We start from the raw sequence: 25,281 nt of genomic DNA, 5'->3' as shown, positions 1-25,281 counted from the left end.
GTGAGGTTCGAAAAAAAATTCATGCTATTTAAATTATATAACACAACTTTTATGTTTTTTTCGTAATTCAGATATGTACTTTCCTTTGGATACTATATATTAGAGTTGTTTTTATTTTCTTTTTTTATTTCCCATTCGATTCTGTGCATGGTATAGATTTCCAGTATAGCGGCAATTAACAGAAGTATCACCCACTTATTATATATATAAGAAAGGTAATCTATAGAATTACTGAATGCCGGACGTATGAAACCATAAACATTGTCTACCATAAGAATTCCTGAGAATATGAATACCATATCAGCTAAATTCATTATATTCTTCAACCTACGAACGGTTATGTTGTTTCCTTCATATTCTTGCATCATCTGCATTGTAGCAAACAATACAGTACCGAGAAGGAACAGCCAACTTACAATTTGCTGCTTAAACATAAAAACGAAGCAGCCAACACCGATAACCATCAATATGCCGCCAAGCACAAATAAAATGCTTTGTAACTTATTTTGTTGTTTCATCATTAGTATTTAAAGGCTTCTCGTCATCACTAAGTACGTAGATGTCTTCATCGTCAGCTTTCATGAAATAACGTTCACGGGCAATCTTTTCGATAGCCTTTGGATTTCGTCTTATTTCTCTCAGCTGTCTAGAGTCATTTTCATACTGTTTATTGTATTTCTTGATATCGCTCTGCAAATCACTTATCTGCAGTTCAAGTTGGATGCGTCTCATAAAACTATTCTCATCGATAAATCCAACGATAAGAATACCGAGCAGCGTCACTACAAGATACTTATAGTGAGCGATAAACCCCCATACAACACCTAAACGACTTGCCATATTTATATTATTTGTTTGCAAAGATAATAATTTTTGCTATCTTTGCATCATCAATTATAAAAAATAATGGAAGAATATATTGTTTCTGCCAGAAAATACCGTCCAATGACATTCGACTCGGTTGTCGGGCAAAGCGCACTCACTACAACATTGAAGAATGCTGTTAAGGGTGGACGACTTGCTCATGCATACCTTTTCTGTGGTCCTAGGGGAGTCGGAAAGACTACTTGTGCACGTATTTTCGCAAAGGCTATCAACTGTGAACACCCACGCGAGGATGGTGAAGCTTGCAATGAATGCGAGAGTTGCAAATCTTTTAATGAGCAACGCTCTTATAATATCTTCGAACTTGATGCTGCCAGCAACAACTCCGTTGAAAATATAAAGGCTCTCATGGAACAGACTCGTATTCCGCCGCAGATAGGACGTTACAAGGTTTTCATTATTGATGAGGTTCACATGTTGTCTACAGCAGCGTTTAATGCTTTCCTTAAAACTCTTGAGGAACCGCCAGCTCATGTGATTTTTATTCTTGCGACAACCGAGAAGCATAAAATTCTGCCAACAATCCTTTCACGTTGTCAGATATATGACTTTGAACGTATGACCGTTTCCAATACGATTAATCATCTTAAGAGCGTTGCTGAAAAAGAGGGAATCAAGTATGAGGAAGAGGCTTTGAGCGTAATTGCAGAAAAGGCTGATGGTGGTATGCGTGATGCTTTATCTATATTTGATCAGGCTGCAAGCTTTTGCATGGGAGACATAACTTATCAGAAAGTTATAGAGGACTTAAATGTTCTTGATTCTGAAAACTATTTCAAAATCGTGGAAAACTCTCTTGCAAATAAGGTGAGCGAGGTAATGATTTTGTTGAATGATATCCTTGGTAAAGGCTTTGACGGTGGAAATCTTATAAATGGTTTGGCTAGTCATATACGCAATGTACTTATGGCTAAAGATCAACAGACTTTACCGTTACTTGAAACAAGTGAGCAACAACGTCAGAAGTTTTATGAACAGGCTCAGAAATGTCCTGTAGATTTTTTATATAAGGCACTGAATATTCTTAATCAATGTGACATAAACTATAAGCAAAGTAGCAACAAGCGACTGCTAGTTGAAATTACGCTTATTCAGGTGGCGCAGATAACACAGCCGGATGATGATTCGGCAGGTGCGAGGCGCAGCCCTAAAAGATTAAAATCCCTGTTTAAGAACCTGATTTTATCTCAGCAAAAGGCAGCATCGCAGGTAGCTGCCGCTAAGAGTCATGTCTTGTCTCCAAGAGACAGGAGTAAAGAGGTTACTCAGGAACCTCAAGAGGAAAATGCATCTATAGTAACAGCTTCTATGCCCGATAATGGTTCCGATTCGCAACAAAGAGTGTCAGGAACTGCAAGACATAAGATAAAGTTGAATAATATCGGCTTCACTTTTAAGTCTGCTAGAACAAAAAACGAAGGACAAACTGTTGATTCTGACGAAAAATATAAAACCAATAAGGATGAAGTAGGGCACTTCTCACAAGAAGATTTGGAAAGATGTTGGTTGAGCATGTGTACCAGAATGCCACAAACAATGAAAGGCATAGCTTCACGCATGAAGAATATAACTCCGCAGATTTCTGATTATCCTGTAATAGAGGCTGTTATAGATAACCAAATCTTATTAAATCAGATTGATGAGATTAAGCCGCGAATTAGAAAAACTCTTTCCAGTGATCTTCACAATGGTAATATAAAGATAAATCTAAGACTGGCAGAAGCCGCTGAGGTAAAGCAAATAATGTCTAAACGTGATGTTTTTGAGTCTCTAAAGAAAGATAATGAATCGTTTAGCAAACTATGTAAGAATCTTGAACTTGATCTTACATAATGTTGTAGTTTCTGTTTTACAGAAATTATATATATAAAGTTGTTAATTATGGACTTCACCTACCAGAAAAAGTTTTTTTAATGTCACTGATGTCATAATGTCACTAACCCTTTATTTATAAGGGTTTAGCGAGTGACATTAAGTGACATTATCGGGGTAAAAGTGACATTAAGTCCAATATTCCACTTGCTTTTTGCGTTTTTTTCGCAATTATGCTATTTGCATAATACATACTTTTTGTAGATTTTAGGTCTGAAATGAACTTAAAGATAGATTTCAAAACAACATTAATAGATTCAGAATCTGTATTGTAAATATAAATACACGAGAGAGACAATTTTTGAAGTCTGTAGATCTGTTTACAATTTTAGGAAATAAGAAATTACCCAAATTATCACAATAGTTGGGTAATTCGATTACCTCAGTACGTGTGTAAACAGATTACATCAGCATGTGTGTAATCCGATTACCTCAGTGTGTGTGTAAACAGATTGCCTCAGCATGTGTGTAACCCGATTACCTAACGTGTGTAATCGGATTACCTAACGTGAGTAACTCGATTGCCTAGGTTAGGTAATTGAATTGCCCGACGTGAAAAAGAGTATTACCCAGTACATGTAAACACATTATTATCAATAATATGATAAGATAAGAATGTATACTATACAAAAAACATAATGAAATCTGCGAATTTTAGTATCATGACGGTTCCCACAATTATGGATTGTCTTAAGCATAAAAGGACCAATACAGGCAAAGCATGTTTGGTAAAAAATCGCAAAAAATAGGTGTAATTTGCAGTTTAATGTCACTTTTACCCCGATAATGTCACTTAATGTCACTCGCTAAACCCTTATAAACAAAGGGTTAGTGACATTATGACATTAGTGGCATTAAAAAAACTTTTTCTGGTAGAGTTCCGAACTTATTTATGGAGAGTCTCATCCCTTAAATTTACGGAGAATTAAAAAAGTTTCATATTTAAACATTTGATATTACTATAATTAAAAAAATAATCGGGATAATCCAAAGATTCAGATTATCCCGATATTCATTATATCAATAATTATCAAATAAGTGGCATTCCTAAACTTTCGCATTCGCTACGCATATTCTCAGGCCAAATGCTAGCCTGTATTTCTCCGATATGTGCTTTATGAAGCATTATCATGCAAAGACGGCTTTGGCCAATTCCTCCGCCAATGCTTAGAGGAAGTTTGTCATCAAGCAATTGTTTGTGAAAATATAGTTTTTCGCGATCTTCCTTACCTTCAAGTTTCAACTGGCGCAATAAAGCATCCTTATCAACTCTTATACCCATAGAACTCAATTCGAATGAACGTTGAAGAACAGGGTACCAGATAAGAATATCACCATTAAGACCAGCCTTTCCATTCTCAGCGATTGTACTCCAATCATCATAGTCAGGAGCACGACCATCATGTTTCTTGCCATCACTTAGCTTTCCTCCAATTCCTTCAACAAATACAGCACCGTATTTCATACATATAGCATCCTCACGCTCTTTCGGGGATAAGTCTGGATACATATCAACAAGATCCTGACTATGAACGAAATGAATCTCACTAGGAAGGAATGGTTTTATTTCAGGGTAAGTCTCACATGTTAGGTATTCTGTTCGTAGTATTGCAGCATATATGCGTCTTACTACGTTTTCTAGGAATGAGATTGTGCGTTGCTCTTTTGTTACAACAGCTTCCCAATCCCATTGGTCTACATATAGTGAATGAAGGTTATCTAATTCTTCGTCAGCACGAATCGCGTTCATATCAGTATATACACCATATCCTGGCTCAATATTGTATTCTGCAAGTGTAAGTCTTTTCCATTTTGCTAGAGAATGAACAACTTCTGCTTTTGCGTCACCTAAATCCTTTATTGGAAATGTAACAGCTCGCTCAACGCCATTAAGGTCATCATTAATTCCAAGACCTTTCAAAACAAACAGAGGTGCCGTAACGCGGCGAAGTCTTAGTTCGGTAGAAAGATTCTGTTGAAAAAAATCTTTTATAAGTTTTATACCTTGTTCTGTCTGCTTCATGTCAAGAAGCGCCGTATAACCATCAGGTTTTATCAATTTGCTCATCTCAATAAGTTTTTATTTTTCTTATATGCTTGCAAAGATAAGAAATATTAATTATATTGCAAGCTTTTTGCTTGTTTATTTTGCAAAAAGAAAGTTATATTTGTTATTTGGTTTCTATTTGGATATTATTTGATATCCTTAGGAAAAAAGCTATTAAGCAATCCGTTACATCCGTCTTCAATTAAGTCAAAAGCTAGTTCAAAATCAGTAGATCCGCCATAATATGGATCTGGAACAGAATTGTTTGAATGCTGAGTAAAGTAATTAGCCATACGTATTACCTTTGCAGAGTCTGATTCAGATTTAGCCATACTTGTTATTATGCGATAGTTTTCTTCGTCCATCACAACAATATAATCAAACTTGTTAAAATCATCAACATTAAATTGTCGTGCACGATGATTTATATTATATCCACGTTTACTGCCATGCGTTCTCATTCTCTTGTCTGGCAATTCTCCTATATGCCAGTCTCCTATACCTGCAGAATCTACAACAAAGTTGTTTTCTAATCCACGCATAGTAATCATATCACAGAAAATTGCATGAGCAGCTGGTGAACGACATATATTTCCTAGACATATGAAAAGTATATTTACTATTGATTCTTGTTTTGTATTCATAATATATATATATTCAATTAGAGTTGCAAAAATACAAAAAATACATATCACTCAGGCATAAATATTAATTTAAAATCGGCATACAAAAAATCCACATTCATTAGAATCGCTATTCTATGAATATGGATCACATTTTCTCGACTAATAAATTTTAACTTGTTTACAAATGCCGATTTTCACAAACCGAAGCAAATGAATTTACTTCTAATTAAATTTAAAATTGAATTTTCAATTGCAATTTTAGTGCTTTTATTCTAAAATGGACTTACCAATGCGACAAAAAGACTTACCACCACACATTATTTTAACGTAAGGTAACAGTAAAAGTAAAAAATAAACTTTTTTTTGCACAAATATTTATAAGAAATCACTCTTTGTGCTTAGCTCTGAATTCTGACGGAGTAACACCAAAGCGTTGTTTAAAAGCACGATTCAAAGCTGGTGGATTTGAATATCCACAAGATAATGCTAGTTCACTCACCATACGATCTGTCTTTAAAAGCTGTTGTGAAATGTATAATATTCGTTTCTCACTTGTCCATGCCGACAATGTTGTCCCAAGTTCTGAATAAATATAGTCTCTTAATTCGTTTTTGTCAACATTCAAAGCTTCTGATACAACTTCCAATGTGGGATTGCTTGTATAGAATGGGTTGTTAATATATTGTCCCATCAGTTTTTTTAATCTTCCTGGAATGACAACATTCATTTTGGATAGTTCCAAAGAGTAGTGAATAAAGTTTCTATATATAATATATGTACGTACAATCATTATTATCATAAATATATTTGTGAGTATTCTTGGTAATAATGATGATACAAAATTATTAAGCATCATCCAAACGAATAATATCAAGTATATTACGATGTCAATGATCTCTGCACGACGCATTGACATATTTTTCTCTCTTGTTAGTTGTGTGATATTTTTACGAAAATGGAGATATGAGTCTATAACTATTCCTGTCATTAGCATATATCCGGACACCATGATCCCAATCCATACCAATCTCGCTATGAACACAGCAAGGATAAGTCTGTGATCCTCGAATAAACTTGATAGTGTGTAAATTTTAATATAATAACCAGTCATGAGGACAAGTGCGTGCACCAGTAGCAAAACCGCAGGATATTGAAGAAGAAATAGCCAGACAACCAATTTCTTATGGTAATCACGTCCGAAATAACCAGTAGAGAATAGTGCAAATATGATAAAAGTTATATATAGGAAGCTTATAGGTCCGGTTGCAAACAGTTCAATGCCGTTTTCAGAACATATATAGAATGTTGATACCACATATATTGCCAACATAATATAAACAGAGATGAAGGACCGCCTAAGTAACAGAAAGTGTGGGACTTTCAGTTTTTGCACCTTGCTATATATGAATATTATGATAAAGAATATTGCTATTAGTAATATAATATTAGTAATGTAGAAAGTAGTAATCATTTTGTGTAATTTTAAATGTTACAAAGATACAGCAAGCCGAACACAAAACAAAATAAAAAATGTATTTTTTATCTTTTAGCTGAGACTATCTTTACTAAATGTAAAGATAGGTTAAATGAGTTGAAAAGCAAAATTAATAAGTTTATTTTACTTTCTTGTTTTATCTACATGACATAGATACGGAAATATTATATAAACAAGGGTTAAACTCTATATCGAGAAAACAAATAAAACTACTATTTATGGTGAAAACTTTGTATTGTAGCGCCTAAAGTAATGAAACTCATAAATATGTCTTAATCTTTTGGAAATTAGGGATTTTATTTGTAATTTTGCAAAACTGTTGGTCTCGTAGCTTAGCTGAATAGAGCGTCAGATTCCGGTTCTGAAGGTCGCGGGTTTGAATCCCGCCGAGATCACTTTTTGTTAGAGTGAGATTACTGATAATCATTATTTTATGGATGTTTTAATCTGTATTTATATAAATATCCGAAAAAATATGTATATTTGCATTTCAGAAGCTCACATTAAGCGAGACGTTAAGATTAATACACAATTAAAGGCTTTATTCTATTCAATTATATGGAATTAACTGAAAGATTTATTAATTACACAAAGTTTGACACACAGTCTAGTGAGGACTCAGACAGTGTCCCTAGTACGGCGAAACAGATGGAGTTCGCCAAGTATTTAAAACAAGAGCTTGAGGACGAAGGACTCTGCGACGTAGAGATGGACGAGATGGGCTACATCTATGCCACCCTAAAGGGTAATACCAAGAAGAAGACACCTGCTATCGGCTTTATATCTCATTATGATACAAGTCCTGATGCAAGCGGAAAAGACATCAAAGCTCGGATTATAAGGAACTACGACGGAAAGGATGTTGAACTTTCTCCTGGTATCGTATCTTATACATCTAAGTTTCCTGAACTAAAGGAACATATTGGTGAAGATATTATTGTCACAGACGGAACAACTCTTCTTGGTGCAGACGATAAAGCTGGTATTGCTGAAATAGTACAGGCTATGTGCATTTTGCGCGATAACGACGAGATTAAGCACGGAGACATACGCATTGCATTTAATCCTGATGAGGAAATAGGCATGGGCGCACATCATTTTGATGTTGATAAGTTTGGTTGTGACTGGGCATATACAATGGATGGAGGTGACTTGGGTAACCTTGAATATGAGAATTTCAATGCTGCCGGAGCTAAAGTATGTATAAAGGGCGTTAGTGTCCACACTGGATATGCAAAAGGTAAAATGGTTAACGCCAACAGACTGGCTTGTGAATTTAACAGCATGATTCCTGAGACTGATATTCCCGAATCAACAGAGGGTTATCAAGGATTTTATCATTTGCTGAATATTGACAGTCGTACAGAGAGTGCTAAACTTAGCTATATTATTCGTGATCATGAGCGTGAAAAGTTTGAAGACCGTAAGGACTTTATGGAAGATTGCGTTAAAAAGATGAATGAAAAATATGGTGAGGGTACTGTAAGTATTGAAATCCACGACCAATATTATAACATGAAGGAAAAGATTGATCCTAATATGCATGTTATTGATATCGTGCTAAGGGCGATGCAAGAAAGTGGAGTCCCACCAAAAGTGGAGCCTATACGTGGCGGAACAGACGGAGCACAGCTTAGTTTCCGTGGACTTCCATGTCCTAATATATTCGCTGGTGGCGTGAATTTCCACGGACCTCATGAGTTTGTTTCTATTCAGGTAATGGAAAAAGCTGTTGAAGTAATTACCAAGATTTGTGAAATTACTGGTACATACAACGATTAAATATTATTCCCGACTTTCTGGATAATTTATGAAAGTCGGGAATGTTAATTTTTATGCTACCTGTATTTTTATTATGATTCCACAATAAAAACTGAAAATACCGAGATAATATGGCTGAGATACCAAACTTAATTACTGACTTAGCGCTGATGCTTATTGTAGCAGGAATAGTTACTTTGGTATTCAAACGACTAAAACAACCTATTGTATTGGGGTATATTGTGGCAGGATTTCTTGTTTCTCCACACATGCCATATACTGTTTCTGTAATTGATAAGATAAATATACAGACTTGGGCAGATATCGGTGTGATGTTTCTCTTGTTTTCTCTTGGACTTGATTTTTCATTCAAGAAGATTCTCAAAATGGGCATGGCGCCTATAATAGCGTCAGCAACCATAATCTTTTCAATGGCAACATTGGGGATGCTTGCAGGCTATTTCTTCAATTGGAGCAAGATGGACTGCATATTCCTCGGCGGTATGCTTGCTATGTCGTCAACAACAATAATATATAAGGCTTTTGACGATTTAGGATTGCGTCAACAACGTTTTGCTTCACTTGTCATGAGTGTGCTCATCTTGGAAGATATACTTGCTATTGTGATGATGGTTATGCTTAGTGCACTTGCAAGCGGTAGCAATCCTGATGGCGGAGTGATGATCGGCTCTATAGTTAAAATAGCATTCTTCTTAGTCTTGTGGTTTGTCGTCGGAATATTTTTAATTCCTTTATTTTTCCGCCACACAAGAAAGCTTATGACTAATGAGACAATGGTAATCGTGGCTCTGGGACTGTGCTGCTTTATGGCTGTGTTGTCAACAAAAGTTGGATTCAGTAGTGCTTTCGGAGCATTTGTAATGGGAAGTATCATTGCGGAGACCGTTGAAGCTGATAAAATTATAAAACTAGTAGAACCTGTAAAGAATCTTTTCGGAGCAGTTTTCTTTGTATCAGTAGGTATGTTGGTGGATCCAAAGGTGCTGGTTGAATATTCCGTGCCAATATTTGTATTGGTGATGACAATATTGTTTGGACAGGTTGTATTTGGAACTGCTGGCTTTATGTTGGGTGGTCAGCCACTGAAGACAGCAATGAAGTGTGGCTTCTCTATGGCACAGATTGGGGAGTTTGCATTTATCATAGCTTCATTGGGATTATCGCTTGGCGTTATTGGTCGTTTTCTTTATCCTGTTGTCGTGGCTGTGTCAGTGATAACAACGTTCCTAACTCCTTACATGATTAGGGCCTCTGAACCATGTTACTTATATCTAGAAAATCATTTGCCAAAAAAATGGGTTCGAAGAATGAATCATTTGGGAAATGCTCATGTTAATTCATACGAGGAAGTAAACGATTGGAGAAAATTGTTGCGCAAGATGCTTTCAAATACACTTATCTATGGTATATTGTCTGCAGCTGTTATAATACTAATGTTTACGTTTGTACTCCCTTTGAGTCGCCATTTGTTTGGTCATTGGATAGGTAATGCTGTTTGTGGAACATTGACCGTAGTAATTATATCGCCATTTTTGCGCTCTATGATGATGAAGAATCTGCATAGTGATGAGTTTAATCGCCTATGGACAGAAAGTAGGTTGAATCGTCTGCCTTTAATTTTTACTATCATGGTGAAAGTTATTGTGGCATTGGCGTTCATATTCTATATATGTAATTATCTGACCCGTTTTACGGATGCTCTTGTGGTTTGTATCGCCTTGTTTGTGCTATCTCTAATGGTGCTTTCAAGAAGTCTAAAACATGAAAGTATAAAGCTTGAGCGACTGTTTATAAATAATTTGCGTTCAAGGGAGATTGCTGCGCTAGTCAACGGCAAGCGACGCCCACTTTTTGAAGGACATCTTCTTGAACGAGATATTCATATAAGTGAATTTGAGGTTCCTGAAGATTCCACATGGATAGGGCGATCTCTCAAAGATCTTAAATTTAGAAATAGGTTTGGTGTCCATATAAGTAGTATATTGCGTGGTTCTTTGCGCATTAACATACCTAACGGATCTGATATTATTTTCCCCGCAGATAAGTTATTTGTCATAGGTGATGACGAACAATTAAACAATTTCAAATTAGCGATAAAGCATGAACTTATACCTGAAGATCCTGATATCGAAAAGCGCGAAATGAAATTAAGAAAGGTTATTATTTCTGCTAAAAGTTCTTTTATCGGAATGACTTTAAAGGAGAGTGGTATCCGTGACCATTTTAACTGTATGGTTGTTGGAGTTGACGAAGGTCAGAAGAACTTGACGCTAATAGATCCTGCACGTAAGTTTGAAAAAGGAGATGTCATGTGGATTGTTGGCGAGGAGGACTCTTTGAAGGAATTGCACAAACTGACTTGATTTGTTACATTGAATGCCTTGGGGGATTATCCATTTTTTAAAGGGAAATCCCTACTCATTAATATGGAATTTATTTTTTAAGATATTTATATTTGTGTTACATTTGCAACATAGTAATAAACCAAAATATAATAACTTAAAAAATATAGCTTATGAAACGCCTTACAACAATATTGACATTGATGATGACAGTTTTACTGTCTTTCACTTTTACTTCTTGTGATCCTGATGCTGAAGTTGCATACTACATGGATGGCACTTGGAAAGGTAATATTTATGTTAGTTCTGAATATGATGGAATGGTATATAAAGCAGCTTATTCTGAAGTAGAATTTGATAGTGGATATAATTCTGGTGACGGCTACTGGATTGATTATTACAGCAATTCTCCTTATGATTATATCGCAAACCATATTACTTGGGTCGTTCGTGATCAAAATATATATATTCACTTTAGAGAAGAGAACACGGATATCGTAATTTATAATTATACAATAGATGATTCTATGTTCTCTGGATATATTCAGACTAATGACGGAACAAGAGCTGCTTTCAGCTTGTATCATACATCTTCTTTGAACTGGAACAGTTACAGATATGGTTTTGACTCTTACGCAAAGACTCGTTCAAATAATAGTATTGGTGCTCCAAAGAGAATGTTTGTAAAATAACGGTAAGTATATTAATTTAGAAAACTTTTAAAGACTTCAAATATGAAAAAGCTAATGAAAATAATCATGTTGTTTGCTATCGCTGCAACTACAACGCTTTTCGCAAGTTGTGATTCAGGTAATGACAATTGGTATAATGATAACAATAATAATCAGAACACCAATAACAATATATCTGACAATACACTGAATGTTCTAGCTAATACTCTTCGTGGACATTGGGAAGGGAAAATGATTTATGAATATACTGAGAATGGAATTCGCAAGCAGGCTGCGTTTGATGCTCAGATGGAATTTGACCAATATGATGCTACGTCAATCAGTGGAAGAGGTGTTGAAAATGACGTGTCGGGTACTCAAAGTCAAGAACTAAAGTTCTCTTGGTATATTGACAGTAAAACCGGTGATATTTATGTTACTTATGATACCAGCAAAAATCAATATGTGATAACATTCGGTAGCACTAATATTCAGTCTTATCTAGACTCAAAGTCTTTCCATGGAACAATGAAGGGTGTGAACAACGATGAATACCTAGACTTTGACTTTAGTCGTTATACTTACGCAAAAGGCTATACACCTACATTCACCCGTGCAGCTATGACTCGTGCAATGGGAGTTGTAATAGAAAACAAAATAGTAAAGGGTAGGAGGTAAGTATATATAAATAAAGAAACAGGGATAAAGCGTAATGCTTTATCCCTGTTTCTTTATTTATTGATGTATGGTGTATTATAACCCCCATGCAGTTTTAACTTTGTCTACGCTTAAACTTTCAACTTTGTTTTCAATATCATCTGGTAGATTACAGAAGAAGTCAATACCAGTCTTTTGTTCCAAATCGTCAATGTTTACAACGAAATTTGCAATCCCTTTGCTTCTTTGGTCTACATCAAGGTGCTCAATCCAAAATCCCATAGCCTTATATCCTCCATTTGCTGAGTCTGAATTTTTTGCTAGTACAGCCATGAAAAAATAGCGAGGAACGATAAATCCACTCTTTGTTTGGTCAATAATCTTGTCGTTACTGTCAATAGTTCCACCTTTGCAAACATATAGAGTATCTGCACTTGAAGCCCAACCTCTTACTTTTCCTTCCATGTCGCTCCATATCTTTTCATTCAGATTTCCAACTTGTGGTTGCATGTTGGTCATGTAAAAAGTCTGTTCGTTGGCGTCTTGTGAGTATACTCTGTCTTCTGAAGCACAGATATGGCCTCTTTCATAGAAACTGCCATTTCCTAGATAATAGCTTCCGCTGAATTCTCCTGTAACATTTGGTTGTTCATTCTTAGGCACCAATGGATCCTTTTGAAATGGGTCACCTCCCCATGATGTTTGTCTCCAGTTGCTTCGACTCCAGTTCTTCACACTGTTGCTCTTGTATATCTCAAAACAAGACCAGCGTTGTGATCTTAATGTATGATCCCATTCCAATGCGTATGTCATTCCATAAGCAGAAGTTGAGTGAACAATAACATCGCTCGTTCCACCTTTAGCCTTTGGAAATTCCAGTCTAGCCATTTCTTTAGGTTGACCGGTTGAAATAGTGTTTTTGTTTACATTGGTAATGTCACTGGTACTTCCATTACCGTCATCAGTAATGCTTTCGTTACTACCACAAGAAACAAGGAATAGAGCTGTGGCGAACAAGCCAATAAAAAAATGAATTTTTCTCATACGTAATATTTTTAAGACAAAATGCGCTCGAACGTATATGCAACTACGTTCGAACGCACTCTAATAATATATACTTGTAAAAGGATATATTTACTTCTTCAACTTACCGTAACGGTTCATGAAGCGGTCAACACGACCAGCTGTATCAACAAGGTTATTCTTACCTGTATAGAATGGGTGAGAAGTACTTGAGATTTCGACCTTTACAATTGGGTAAGTTTCGCCTTCAAATTCTACTGTGTCGTTTGTCTTGCAAGTAGACTTTGTAAGGAACATATCACCGTTGGACATATCCTTAAATACGACGGGGCGATAGTTTTCTGGATGAATACCTTTTTTCATTTCGTTTAAATATTATTGTTTGTAATTTTGTTATCTACGTAACAGGCTGCAAAATTAATCAAAATTTTGCAGCCTGCCAAATATTTAGATAAGTTTTTCTTTTTTGCAAAATTAAAAGAGGTCGACACTTATGCCGACCTCTTTTAATTAATTATTTAAATATGCTATTATTTTGCATATGTAATTGTTATAGTTTGCACTCTGAGCTGTACTCCACTGGTAGATTCTGTGAATAAATTTTTATACGTAGCATTATTTCCACTAAAAGTAACAGTAGCAGTTGTATTACCTACATAATCCGTTCCATTATATGAATCGCATGTAAATACTACTTTCGCAATTGCTTTTTTGCCATTAACTGTTATTGTGTTGTTCTTATATGCACGTACACCCTTAGTTAATGTATAGAAAGTAGGAGCTGTAGCTCCATCACTCTTGTCAAATACAATAGTTGTACCATCATTCAGAGTAACAGTACCAACAATAGCTTTATCAGCATATGCCAATGTATTTAGATCTACTGTTGCTGTTTCTGTGCTTTCAGTTGCTGCGCTGTTAGTCATTGTAACTGTAGTCTTATCTATAGCTACAGGTACAGCTGTTCCACCACCAGTCTCACCACCAGTTGATGTGCCTTCACCTGTTACAGAGATTAGAGTATTATTCTTATCAATTTCAGGCTTACCATTGTAATCTTTAATTACACCGTAAACTTCAACTGTCTGACCGAGTTTCAAGTCGCTAGCAGATGTGAATTTTGCACCACCAATACCAAGACCAGAATAAACCTGTATTTGTGTTGTTGTTTTACCATCATCTGAGATGTAATATGTCAAGCTACCGTATGTTGCATTAAATGAAGGAGCTGTAGAAATAATACCCTTTACATATACAGGGGCTGTAGGTGCGCCTGCTGCTATAACTTGGATAGCTTTTGCTACGTTGTATGGCTTATCAATAAAGTTGTCATTTACTGTAGTAGGAGTATATGTTTGTCCATTAAGAGTATTAATGTAGTTACCCTGCATGAACTCATATGTGCCCTTGAATGCACCAATCTTACCAACAATAATAACGTCGTCACCAACTTTAATTTCTGTAGCAGACTTAAATTTTTGGTTTCCAAACGCATATCCACGATAAACTATTAATTGACCTGTTGAAGTTCCGTCGTCAGAAATTTTGTAGTATGCATTACCATAACTTAGACTGACAGAATCAACTGCAGAAATCTTACCCTTAACATAAACAGTACTGTCCAAGTTTACGCCAGCTTTGATATAGTTGTTTGCGTCAGCCACTGTATAAGGATTATTAGCTGTACCTTGCCCAGTGTATGTTGTTGTTGGAGTATCTCCACCGTTTGTTGGTTCACCGTAAGGCATTGGAACATCCTCACAACTAGTGAATGTCATGGCTGCAATAGCCAATGCGAAAAATGAATAAATAAACTTTTTCATATATTTCTTTTTTTTATTTTACTGTTTAATAGCTATTTAATTTGCATTTTCTACATCGCTTGCTTTGCGGATAATAACCTGCCATTTATTATTATAGCGAGTGAAAATACCTGTTATGTTAACCTTACCTGAAGGAAGTTTCTCTGCTGCGAAGTCAGCATAAGTACTAGTTCTTACAACGATGTTGTAGCTGCTCAATCCGTTTAGGGCACGTTCGCAACAGTTATTGTTAACTACATCTGCCTTATTGCTGTATACTTTCTGTCCACCATCGGCAAATGTAACTCCCTTTATAGTCATCAACTTTCCTGCGTTGTCTGTAAGATATTGAGCATCCTTTAGACTTGCTTGATTGAATTCTGTAGAAGATACTGTTGCTGTCTTACCAGTATATTTGAACTGATGATCCCAAAGGAGTTTGCTCATTCTTCCTACAGAAATCTCACCTTTTGCACTAAGATACTTGTCTCCGATTTGAGGTTGCATACCATAGCAGCCAATGTATAATCCCTTAAGGTTTACAATAATTTCTGTACCGACAGGAAGATATCCATTAATACCACCCTCGTTGATACCAACAAGCATAGCGCCAGTTCCGTCTTCAAGAGAAATCTGACTGAATAAATTACCTTCTATATCGTTACCTGTAACATAAGCCTTTATCTGAATGTCATCAGTTACAGGAGTATAACCGTAAGTCTGAGATAAAGTTGACTGATATTTAGCTTTAACTTGAGCAATGGTCATGACGTTGGTCTCCGGAACAGCGGTGTTTCCTCTCTGATAACCCGTAGGCTCGTCCCAGTTGCCGTCCATACATCCAGTAAAGAGTGTGCAGACAAGAGCTAACATTATATATTTAATATTCTTCATTTCTTATGGGATTTAAATTAGAATCTATATGCTATTTGTAGCATTCCGTTAGTTCCGTAAATGTAATACTTCTTAGGGTTCATTGAGAATCTGTAGCAACGGTCGCTAGTACTACCATCATTCTTCAGAGAGTAGTCACTACGACTCTGCTCGTAACCACCTGTTACAATCTTTTGGTTGTTGAGAATGTTAGTAACCATTAGGTTAATAGACAGACTACCTTTCTTCAAACGAATACTTTTACCGATTGTACCATCAAGCATGAAACCACCTTTTCCCTTATCCTGTGGAGACACGATGTAGTTTCCTTCATTGTCAACACTCTTCTGATTTTTCAAAGGAGTCTGGTAACGATAGTAAGGAGAGTAACTCAAGTAGATGCGGTCGTAGTAATTGCCGTTAAGATCAATAAACCATCCACCCTGGTGGAAACTCAAACCAAGACTACCAGCTGTAAGTGGTGTTCCGCTTTCGCGCATGTTCTCAACAAGAGCAATGTCGTCTACGTATGTACCCTGTGTAGAGTTAAGGTAACGAACTTTAGCGTTGCTAATGTTCTTAGCTTCACTTATAGTACCGAGAGCCTTAAAGTCTAGGAATGATGTAAGCTTGAATGTTAGTCCAAGTTCTGCACCGTAATATTCCTTGTTCAAACCTGTCAGTGAGTTGTATGAGAATGAGTTGATATCATCAAAATAGAAACAAGTCCATTCTGTTGCATTATCTATACGGCTATAATAACCGCTTAGGTTGGCGTGAAGCCAAGAATTATTGAACTGATAAGCAAGTTCGCTACTGAATATACGCTCGTTCTTAAGATTCTGAACGAAGTCATTGTTCATTTCTGGAGCCTGGAAAGCAACATCGGCTGTAGGAGCTTTGTGCTCATAACCTAGACCGAGAGATATTACGCTTCCATGGCTAAGATCAATTGATGCGCTGAATTTAGCACCACCAGAAAGGAAGTTAGCAGTCTTACTCTTACCGTAAGAATTGTCGGCAAACAAACCATTACGCATCTTGCCGTCGCGGTTCATTCCGTCGTAACCAATCTTTGCAGCAATGCTATAATGAAGTACTCCGAAAGTCTCAGTATAGTTACTCCAGATGTTGCCCTTAATTACGTTAAGAGTATAGTCGTAACCAAACTTGTCGCCCTCTTTAACAAGTGCATTTGGATGATTTAAATCATATTGCAGATAATCAGAGCCAATTGGGTATGTGCCAATAGCGTAAGTATTTATGTTGTGGAATGTATTTGCACCGAGAAGGTCATCCATTGTCTGATAATGAAATCCCTTGTTTCCAATAGCTGCGAAACCTAAATTCCAAGTACTCTTATCTGTCAAGTGTTTTGTAAGTGCAGAAGCAAGTGTAACGTTCAGGGTGTTGTTGTGACGTTTCTGTACATAGTACATAGCGTCTACACCTTCAGCATTTACATTCTGGTTAGCTGCGTAAAGACGATCCCAATTAATCTGGCGGTTAGCTTTGCTGTTACTCAACCAGTCGTAAGCGCGTTGCCAATCAGCAAGAGATTGTGGTGTCTGAAACTGAGCATTGCTTCCCCATACATCATAAAAGCTACTAGGTAGACTCTTATAGTAATCAGGAGCTGGGTTGTCAGTATTGTTATAGTTCAACTTTGTGCTTGAATACATACTGTATTTTCCAAGTACTGTTGTTGTGAGTTTTGTCTTGTTATTTATGTTCCAATCCCAAGTGAAAAGGGCAGAAGGAGCGAAATCATTAACTATACGAGAGTTGCGTTTCTTACCATTCTGATAACCCCAATAAGGATTATATTGATTATCATTTGCAAGCCAGTAGCTTTCGTCAGTAGCGGCACCTTGTGTTGCACGCTCTGTAGGATTGCCCCATGTAGTAAATGAGAAACTATGTTTTCCAAGAAGTTTCTGTACTCCTAGGAAATAAGATAATGAATTATAAAATGTACCCTCAACATATCCACGATTTGCCCAACGATAAGTAAGGCTTCCACTGAAAGCCCAGCCCTTGTCATTGAAACCGCTGCTGTATGAATACATACCACGTAATGTATAATTGCGGTTTGCACCTGCTAAGCTGATACGGTGACCAGTAGCCATGCTACCACTACGGAAGTTATAGTTGTTGCTTCCTGCCATGTCCGTCATTCCGTAATTGTTGCTTTCAAAAGGAAGTGAGAAATCAACATTACGTGTCATTTGGTTTAGACCACCAATTGATGAAAAATTGAATTGACCACGCTCTACGTCGTTAACAGGCGCACCGTTAATATAAATGTCGTTATACTTCTGGTCGAAAGCGCGATAACGAAAGCGGACCGGTGAAAAAAGATAACCAACCTCGCTGGCATACGCATTAGTGTTAGAGTTAAGGATGGTAACGTTCTGACTCATGTTGTCATCCTCGCCCAACTGTGCTTCTGTAAAAGTGAACGCATTCTCGTCTAAAGCCTTTGCCTGCTGCTGAGAATTGTTGTTGTTCTGAGCGAGCGCAAGAGACGAATAGCAGAGTGCGAACAATGCTAATTGGAGCTTCTTTTGCATAGTTTGATGTTTAATAAATATTAATAGTATTTTGCAAAGTAACAAAATAAAAATTAAATTAAAGAGAATTTTAAGTTAAAATTTTTAGAACATACATATACATTAAATAAAAATGTGTATATTTGCAGTTCACGCGCCTTTATTTATGGGTATTCGCTAGAGTTATTAAAATAATATTACATTTTTTATTATAGATGAAAAAGCAGTTATTAATATTGGCAGTTCTGCTGATTAGCATTACAGCCACAGCGCAAAAGAAGTTTTCTGTTTACGCAGTAGGTTTTTACAATCAAGAGAATTTGTTTGATACATGTCATGATGAAGGCAAGAATGATTACGAATTTCTCCCAAGTGGTTCTTATCATTGGGATGGATTGAAGTATTCTCACAAGCTTCACAATATGGCGCAAGCACTTTCTGATATGGGAACAGACCTGCTTCCTAATGTTGGATGTTCTGTAATCGGACTTAGTGAGATTGAAAATGCTAAAGTATTGACCGATCTTACAAGTCAGCCAGCGCTAAAGGCGCGCAATTATCAGTATTGCCATATTGAGGGACCTGATATGCGTGGTGTCGACTGTGCATTGATTTATAATCCAAAAATGTTTAAGGTTGATAACATGAAACTTGTGCCTTATGTACAGAAAGAACTTAAAGACAGTAGTTTTAAAACTCGTGGTTTCTTAACAGTTAGTGGTAAGATGGCTGACGAGCATGTTGTATTCATCGTATGTCATTTACCTAGTCGTTTCAATGGTTCTGCATATCGTGAGTGGGGTGCAACTCAGGTTAAGGCTGTCAAGGATTCTCTTCTTAAAGAAGATCCAAACGTTAAGATAATGATAATGGGTGATATGAACGACGATCCTACAGACAAGAGTATGCATGAGGCTCTTTCTGCAAAGGAAGAAATTGATATGGTTGGACCTGATGATATGTATAATCCTTGGTATAATGTCTTAAAACAAGGTACTGGCACATTGATGTATCGTGGCGCATGGAATTTGTTTGACCAAATTATCATGTCACCAAGCTTACTCAATAAAGCTGATAACAAAGGATTCTCTACATTGAAATTCTGGAAGAATAAAATTCAGCGTATGCCTTATCTGTTCCAGACAGAAGGACAGTATAAAGGAAGTCCTAAACGAACAAGTGCTGGTAGTGTGTGGCTTGATGGCTATTCAGACCACTTGCCAGTATGTGTATATCTTGTAAAAGAACAAGCTAATTGATAGAAACACATCCTTTTGAACCTTGGTTGCCGAGCAATGCAAAATTGCTGATGCTCGGTACCTTTCCACCAGCAAGTAAGCGCTGGTGTTTTGAATGGTATTATCCAAACTTTCAAAATGATATGTGGCGCATATTCGGATATCTTTTCTTTGCCGATAAAATGCACTTTGTTGATACCGAGAATAAAACTTTTCGTCTTGCGATGATAAAGAGTTTTCTTGCCGAAAAGGGAATTGCGATATTTGATACAGCATTGCAAATACGTAGAACAAAGAATACGGCATCTGATAAAGATCTTGAGATTGTGCAGCCTAGTGATCTTGATGCTATGTTGAAAAGTTTGCCAGATTGCAAGGGTGTGCTTACTGCGGGACAATTAGCTACCGATATATTCATGCGCCATTACAGTATAAAAGAAATGCCGAAGATGGGACAGAGCGCAGAGTTCGTGTTCGATGGAAGGCCAATGAAACTATATAGAATGCCAAGCAGTAGTAGGGCTTATCCTATGCAGTTGGAAAAAAAGGCAGAGTTCTATCGTGTGATGTTTGATGAACTTATTTAGCTTCTGCCACAAATATAATAATAACATTATAATATAATGGACGATAAAATTACTATCATCGGCATTGCTGGTGGAACAGGAAGTGGAAAAACCACTGTTGTAAGAAAGATTGTAGAGGCGTTGCCACCGCATTATGTGGCAGTTGTTCCACTTGACTCATATTACAATGACACTTCACACATGACAGAAGATGAACGTCACGCTATAAACTTTGATCACCCTGATGCATTTGACTGGAAGCTGTTGAATAAGCACGTCAATGACTTGCGAAACGGAATGGCTATAGAACAGCCTACATACAGTTACCTGCTTTGTAACCGTTTGCCAGAAACAGTGCATGTAGAGCCAAAGCCAGTGATTATTATCGAGGGTATAATGACATTGCTAAACAAGAAGTTGCGTGATCTTATGGATCTCAAGATATTTGTGGACTGTGATCCCGATGAGCGACTTATAAGAAATATACAGCGTGATACTATTGATCGTGGACGTACAGTTTCAATGGTTGTTGAAAGATATCTGAACGTATTGAAACCTATGCATGAACAATTTATTGAGCCAACGAAACGCTATGCCGACCTTATCATTCCACAGGGAGGAGATAATATAAAAGGTATTGCGATATTATGTAAATATATTGAGGGACTTGTTCCTCAGGAATAATATTAATGAAGCAGAAGACTGTAATTACTCTTCGGCTTCATTGTTTTTTAATTCAGTATTTTCTTTTCTATAGAATTGCTTTCTACAGTTTATGGCTTTAAGTGCATTTATGCATTCAACTACTCCGTATAGCAACATGCACCATCCTATAACGAAAAGTGGAGCTGTTGCAATAGCTGTTGGATATACTATAGCTATAATACCTACAATTAGTATCACAGAAGGCATTATCCAGTAATAGAAACCTACAGATGCATACTTTGATGTATTGGCAAGGAATATGAATTGACCTATAGCACCGATTATGAGCACTCCTGATATGATATATGTAAGACTGGTGATGAACATATTTGTCATTAACGCCAATATAACTCCAAGCAACAGACTAGCTACTCCTAGAATAGGGAAATGCGGTTTCGGACCTCCTGATACTAATTTGCCCTCAGAATCATAAACTTCTGGTTTATCTGATAGTTTCTTTGTTGACACATATTCAGCAATAGACAAGATGCCAGATATAAAAAACAATATTCCTATTGCAATAGTTATCCAAGTCAATGTCTGTTCACGATATTGAATTAGTAATATGCCTATTATAATAGCACATATAGCACGAAAAAAAGAACTTTGGAATATTTTCATAACATATTAGTTTTCTGCAAAGTTACAAAAAACTCTTAATTCTAATGCTGAAAATGTCTTCTTTTTTGTATTTTTGCATTCAAAATATTTAATATATGACTACATTATATTTAGTTCGTCATGGAGAAACAGTTGATAATGCTGCCCAAATTCTTCAAGGACAGTGTCAGGGACAACTTAATGAAAAAGGTATAGAACAGGCTAAAGAGGTCTGCGAAAAGATGAAAGATTGTGATATTGATGCGTTTATATCTAGTGATTTAAAACGCTCTTATGATACATGTAAGATAATTGCTGCTCCGCATAATAAGGATGTAGAATCAACTTCGCTCATCCGTGAGCGTGACTGGGGCGATTTTACAGGTAAGTTTATCCCAGACATGAAGGATGCTGAATGGCCGGATAATGTTGAAACGCTTGAGAAAATGAAAAGCCGTGCACGCAATTTCCTCACATATCTTAAAGTTACTTATCCTGATAAAAAGGTACTTGCAGTTGGACACGGCATAATTAACAAGGCTATACAGAGCGTATATTTTAATAAACCTATGAGTGAGATACCAAAGATGGGAAACGCTGAAGTTAGAATTCTGATGTTATAACATTATATAATAAAAGAATGGCGTAGTTTGCATTGCAATCTACGCCATTTTTGTTATTATCTATTTTTATCTGTGACCTCCGAATACGCCTCCGTGACTTTCACTTTTGGTGTTAGATGAATTGCCACCTCCGAAACTGCGGCTAGGAGTGCTATTGCTTCCACCGAATGAACGACTTGGAGTATTACTTCCACCGAATGAGCGGTTTGAGTTTCCACTACCAAATGAGCGACTAGGAACGCTTTCACTGCCTGTAGAACGGTTGCTGTTGTTATCAGAACGTTCGAAAGTGCGGTTTGGAGTAGCTAAGTTGTTTCCGCTTCTAGAGCCTCCGAATATGCTGCTACCATTGGGTGCTGTTGTTCTTGTGCTGCTTGGACGGTTACCAAATACTCTGTTAGGTCTGTTATCGTTGTTGTTTCCGAATGTATTGTTATCATTATTTCCGTTATTGCCGTTATAAGCGCGGTCATTTCGGCTACCACCAAATATACGATTATTGTTGTTACCACCAAACGTGCGGTTGTTATTAAAAGAACCATTATCGAAAGAATCGCGCATGCCCATATTTCTTTTGCCTTCGCGCATGCTGAAAGAACGTCCGTTGTACCAGCTTCTTCCGCCGTTAACTCTCCAGCTGTGGCCCCCACGATATACAGCATAGAAGTCTGGACGACCGAAATAGTAGTAATCACGATGTGGATAGCGTGCATATATTCTGAAATGCCAGTAGCCACCATCATAATAAATAGGATTGTAGAAATAGTTTACGCTGCAGTAAGTACGATATTGCCAGTCTAATAATATATAGCTCAAATCCATATTACGCTGTGTCCAGTAAGAACCATATACATCATCGTAATTATTAATACTCATAAGATAGTCTAGATTTACTTCGTAGGCTGCCTCATACTGTTCATCTGTAAGATTCAGCTCATAGGCCATCTTATCTGTTAGAAAAAGTGCCTGTTGACGAGCTTGGTCGTAACTCATTGCACTAGCTGAAACTGTTATTGTAAACAGTGCTATGAGGGCTAATATAAACTTTTTCATAATCGTATTTTTTAAAATTGTTATTACCTTTGTTGTTTTTTTAATCAGAAAGACTTGTTTTGTCTTATCTTCATGGTGCAAAGATATTATAAAATATATCGCATTTAAAAGGATTTTCCCTAAATAGAGAGAGGAAAATCCCTAATGTTTGAAATAGCTACATCTTTTCTCATTGCGTTTTCAATGCTAATGCCTTTTGGATTGATGCAGACAGTATCCTTAAATCCTGCATTTATCAGTTTGTCTTTGTCATCTATCCTACCAGCAATCAATAGTGTTGGTATACCAATATCTTTAGCTCTACGCATTATCACATACGGAAGTTTGCCCATAAGAGTCTGTTTATCGCTAGCACCTTCCCCTGTAATAACTAAGTCTGCATCTTTGGCTATATTTTCAAAGTTTATCAAGTCAAGTAGTAAATCGGCACCTGATTTCATTTCGGCATTCATGTATTGCATGAATGCATAACCAAGTCCGCCTGCTGCTCCCGCACCAAGCTTGTTGCTGCAGTCGTGTCCGATATGCATAGCTGAAACTTCAGCAAACTTCATCGCACGTTTTTCAAGAATGTCAATCATACCTTCCGTTGCTCCCTTTTGGCGAGCGAAAACATGTGATGTTCCGTTTGGTCCGCATAGAGGATTAGTAACATCGGATGCAATAGTGAATTCGCATTTTTGGATAATATGTCTGATATCGTCAAAATTGCCTTTGTCGTTGAATGATTCAATAAGTGCTTTCAGCATTCCTATGCCACAATCACTTGTTGCGCTTCCTCCAAGTCCTATAATAAATTTTCTGCATCCGTTCTTTATAGCTGAGGCTATGAGTTGACCAACTCCGTATGATGTTGCTATAAGTGGATTCATAAGTTTGGGCTCTATCAACGTTAGTCCACATGATTGTGCTACTTCTATAATGGCAGTACCGCTATTCGTTATGCCATATTCTGCTGTGATGCGTCTCATCATGGCATCTCTTACGCTAATAGTCTCTTTCGTTGCTCCAAGTGCTTTGCAAAATGCGTTGAGCATTCCTTCTCCACCGTCAGAAACTGGTATTGTTATTATTTCAGCTTTGGGATGATGTGAAACAATGTTCTGGTATACAGCTTCTGCAGCCTCTTCTGATGTAAGGCAACCCTTAAAGGAATCTATGGCAATAATATATTTCATATTATTAGAATCATTCTTTTTAAAATTTCCTTCCAAATACAATCTTAAGGAAAGTCATTCCCAATATCTTTAAGTCTAGCAACCAACTTCTATGCTCAAGATACGAAAGGTCTAGTTCCAGTCGTTTAAGCATCTTTTCTATATTATCTGTGTAACCATTAGTTAGTGTTGCGTAGGATGTAACTCCTGGACGTATTTGGTAAAGATACGAATATCTTGAATCCTTTTCCATAATCTTGTCAATATAGAATTTTCTTTCAGGACGTGGTCCAACGAAAGACATATCACCTTTGATTACGTTCCAAAGTTGCGGTAGTTCGTCTAGATGATGATGTCTAAGAAATTTTCCTATTTTGGTCATCCTGCTGTCATCCTTAGGCTTTGTAAGCTGTGGTCCATTCTTTTCTGCATTTACTTTCATGCTTCTGAACTTGTAAATGTAAAAAGGGCGTCCAAATCGTCCTATTCTTTCCTGCTTGAAAATAACAGGGCCATGATCTTCTTTCCTTATTGCTAAATAACAAATGACGAATAGGGGAGAAAATAGTATGATACAGATTATAGCGACAAGAAAGTCTATCAAGCGTTTTGAGTTGCGCTCAATTTCATTCATTCCATCAGCGATGTAGCCATAATTTAATATTGTCATGAATTTTATCTTGTAGTAACTAGTTAATATAAAAACGTAAGA

The 25,281-nt window shown here is 36.8% G+C and carries 23 protein-coding genes and 1 tRNA gene; 10 read left to right on the top strand and 14 right to left on the bottom strand.

Annotated elements, in window-relative coordinates:
* Positions 1-92: 92 nt before the first annotated feature.
* Both HEQ28_RS07120 and HEQ28_RS07115 read right to left on the bottom strand, forming a co-directional pair.
* Positions 93-518, bottom strand: coding sequence for a hypothetical protein (locus HEQ28_RS07120; protein ID WP_434504433.1), 426 nt, complete (start codon positions 516-518; stop codon positions 93-95).
* Entirely contained in the window at positions 502-840 is a 339-nt protein-coding gene (locus HEQ28_RS07115) for an FtsB family cell division protein (RefSeq protein WP_434501581.1), read from the bottom strand. The genes HEQ28_RS07120 and HEQ28_RS07115 overlap by 17 nt, the downstream gene beginning before the upstream one ends.
* A gap of 66 nt (positions 841-906) precedes the next feature.
* Between HEQ28_RS07115 and HEQ28_RS07110 the strand changes: the two genes are divergently transcribed.
* Positions 907-2,718: a DNA polymerase III subunit gamma/tau gene (locus tag HEQ28_RS07110; RefSeq protein WP_434501580.1), complete on the top strand. Its 1,812-nt coding sequence runs from the start codon at positions 907-909 to the stop codon at positions 2,716-2,718.
* Positions 2,719-3,787: 1,069 nt separating this feature from the next.
* Here HEQ28_RS07110 and asnA read toward each other — a convergent pair.
* The 3 genes from asnA to HEQ28_RS07095 all read right to left on the bottom strand — a co-directional run bounded on the left by asnA (position 3,788) and on the right by HEQ28_RS07095 (position 6,760).
* Positions 3,788-4,825: an aspartate--ammonia ligase gene (gene asnA / locus HEQ28_RS07105; RefSeq protein WP_434501579.1), complete on the bottom strand. Its 1,038-nt coding sequence runs from the start codon at positions 4,823-4,825 to the stop codon at positions 3,788-3,790.
* A 125-nt stretch (positions 4,826-4,950) separates the two neighbouring features.
* Entirely contained in the window at positions 4,951-5,448 is a 498-nt protein-coding gene (locus HEQ28_RS07100) for a low molecular weight protein-tyrosine-phosphatase (protein WP_434501578.1), read from the bottom strand.
* Between the two features lie 367 nt (positions 5,449-5,815).
* On the bottom strand, positions 5,816-6,760 hold the full coding sequence (locus HEQ28_RS07095) for a helix-turn-helix transcriptional regulator (protein WP_434501577.1): 945 nt from the start codon (positions 6,758-6,760) through the stop codon (positions 5,816-5,818).
* Positions 6,761-7,246: 486 nt separating this feature from the next.
* On the opposite strand from HEQ28_RS07095, the gene HEQ28_RS07090 reads away from it, so the two are divergent.
* From HEQ28_RS07090 to HEQ28_RS07070, 5 genes are all read left to right on the top strand, one after another.
* Positions 7,247-7,320, top strand: a tRNA-Arg gene (locus HEQ28_RS07090).
* Positions 7,321-7,483: 163 nt separating this feature from the next.
* Positions 7,484-8,707: a peptidase T gene (gene pepT, locus HEQ28_RS07085; protein ID WP_434501576.1), complete on the top strand. Its 1,224-nt coding sequence runs from the start codon at positions 7,484-7,486 to the stop codon at positions 8,705-8,707.
* A 110-nt stretch (positions 8,708-8,817) separates the two neighbouring features.
* A complete protein-coding gene (locus HEQ28_RS07080) occupies positions 8,818-11,070 on the top strand; it encodes a cation:proton antiporter domain-containing protein (protein WP_434501575.1) in 2,253 nt (750 codons plus the stop codon).
* 152 nt (positions 11,071-11,222) lie between these two features.
* Entirely contained in the window at positions 11,223-11,741 is a 519-nt protein-coding gene (locus HEQ28_RS07075) for a hepatitis A virus cellular receptor 1 (protein ID WP_434501574.1), read from the top strand.
* Between the two features lie 42 nt (positions 11,742-11,783).
* Positions 11,784-12,398 carry a hypothetical protein gene (locus tag HEQ28_RS07070; RefSeq protein WP_434501573.1) on the top strand — a complete coding sequence of 205 codons (615 nt, stop codon included), beginning with the start codon at positions 11,784-11,786 and terminating at the stop codon, positions 12,396-12,398.
* Positions 12,399-12,473: 75 nt separating this feature from the next.
* Here the strand turns inward: HEQ28_RS07070 and HEQ28_RS07065 are convergent, their stop codons facing one another.
* The 5 genes from HEQ28_RS07065 to HEQ28_RS07045 form a co-directional block, all read right to left on the bottom strand.
* Positions 12,474-13,421: a DNA/RNA non-specific endonuclease gene (locus HEQ28_RS07065; protein ID WP_434501572.1), complete on the bottom strand. Its 948-nt coding sequence runs from the start codon at positions 13,419-13,421 to the stop codon at positions 12,474-12,476.
* A gap of 90 nt (positions 13,422-13,511) precedes the next feature.
* Positions 13,512-13,763 (bottom strand): type B 50S ribosomal protein L31, encoded by a 252-nt coding sequence (locus HEQ28_RS07060; protein WP_434501571.1) that lies wholly within the window; start codon positions 13,761-13,763, stop codon positions 13,512-13,514.
* Between the two features lie 167 nt (positions 13,764-13,930).
* A complete protein-coding gene (locus HEQ28_RS07055; protein WP_434501570.1) occupies positions 13,931-15,223 on the bottom strand; it encodes a hypothetical protein in 1,293 nt (430 codons plus the stop codon).
* A 36-nt stretch (positions 15,224-15,259) separates the two neighbouring features.
* Positions 15,260-16,096 carry a DUF5689 domain-containing protein gene (locus HEQ28_RS07050; protein WP_434501569.1) on the bottom strand — a complete coding sequence of 279 codons (837 nt, stop codon included), beginning with the start codon at positions 16,094-16,096 and terminating at the stop codon, positions 15,260-15,262.
* A gap of 17 nt (positions 16,097-16,113) precedes the next feature.
* Positions 16,114-18,648, bottom strand: a complete 2,535-nt coding sequence (locus HEQ28_RS07045; RefSeq protein ID WP_434501568.1) for a TonB-dependent receptor — start codon at positions 18,646-18,648, stop codon at positions 16,114-16,116.
* Positions 18,649-18,842: 194 nt separating this feature from the next.
* Between HEQ28_RS07045 and HEQ28_RS07040 the strand changes: the two genes are divergently transcribed.
* From HEQ28_RS07040 to udk, 3 genes are read left to right on the top strand one after another with little or no spacing between them, the layout of a single operon-like run.
* Positions 18,843-19,886 (top strand): endonuclease/exonuclease/phosphatase family protein, encoded by a 1,044-nt coding sequence (locus tag HEQ28_RS07040; protein ID WP_434501567.1) that lies wholly within the window; start codon positions 18,843-18,845, stop codon positions 19,884-19,886.
* Positions 19,887-19,936: 50 nt separating this feature from the next.
* Entirely contained in the window at positions 19,937-20,452 is a 516-nt protein-coding gene (locus HEQ28_RS07035; RefSeq protein ID WP_434504432.1) for a uracil-DNA glycosylase family protein, read from the top strand.
* A gap of 36 nt (positions 20,453-20,488) precedes the next feature.
* Positions 20,489-21,115 (top strand): uridine kinase, encoded by a 627-nt coding sequence (gene udk, locus HEQ28_RS07030; RefSeq protein WP_434501566.1) that lies wholly within the window; start codon positions 20,489-20,491, stop codon positions 21,113-21,115.
* Positions 21,116-21,139: 24 nt separating this feature from the next.
* Here the strand turns inward: udk and HEQ28_RS07025 are convergent, their stop codons facing one another.
* Positions 21,140-21,757 carry an HdeD family acid-resistance protein gene (locus HEQ28_RS07025; protein ID WP_434501565.1) on the bottom strand — a complete coding sequence of 206 codons (618 nt, stop codon included), beginning with the start codon at positions 21,755-21,757 and terminating at the stop codon, positions 21,140-21,142.
* A 95-nt stretch (positions 21,758-21,852) separates the two neighbouring features.
* On the opposite strand from HEQ28_RS07025, the gene HEQ28_RS07020 reads away from it, so the two are divergent.
* A complete protein-coding gene (locus HEQ28_RS07020) occupies positions 21,853-22,359 on the top strand; it encodes a histidine phosphatase family protein (protein ID WP_434501564.1) in 507 nt (168 codons plus the stop codon).
* Positions 22,360-22,425: 66 nt separating this feature from the next.
* Here the strand turns inward: HEQ28_RS07020 and HEQ28_RS07015 are convergent, their stop codons facing one another.
* The 3 genes from HEQ28_RS07015 to HEQ28_RS07005 form a co-directional block, all read right to left on the bottom strand.
* The gene (locus HEQ28_RS07015) at positions 22,426-23,412 is read right to left on the bottom strand and encodes a hypothetical protein (RefSeq protein WP_434501563.1); all 987 of its coding nucleotides are present in this window, start codon (positions 23,410-23,412) and stop codon (positions 22,426-22,428) included.
* A gap of 119 nt (positions 23,413-23,531) precedes the next feature.
* The gene (locus tag HEQ28_RS07010; RefSeq protein ID WP_434501562.1) at positions 23,532-24,590 is read right to left on the bottom strand and encodes a glycerate kinase family protein; all 1,059 of its coding nucleotides are present in this window, start codon (positions 24,588-24,590) and stop codon (positions 23,532-23,534) included.
* Between the two features lie 19 nt (positions 24,591-24,609).
* Positions 24,610-25,239: a sugar transferase gene (locus HEQ28_RS07005; RefSeq protein WP_434501561.1), complete on the bottom strand. Its 630-nt coding sequence runs from the start codon at positions 25,237-25,239 to the stop codon at positions 24,610-24,612.
* Positions 25,240-25,281 lie beyond the last annotated feature (42 nt).

It is taken from the genome of Prevotella sp., assembly GCF_051059605.1.
In the GTDB taxonomy this organism is placed as follows: domain Bacteria; phylum Bacteroidota; class Bacteroidia; order Bacteroidales; family Bacteroidaceae; genus Prevotella.
The sequence above is the reverse complement of the archived record's forward strand: the minus strand, read 5'-3'. Positions and strand labels throughout refer to the sequence as shown.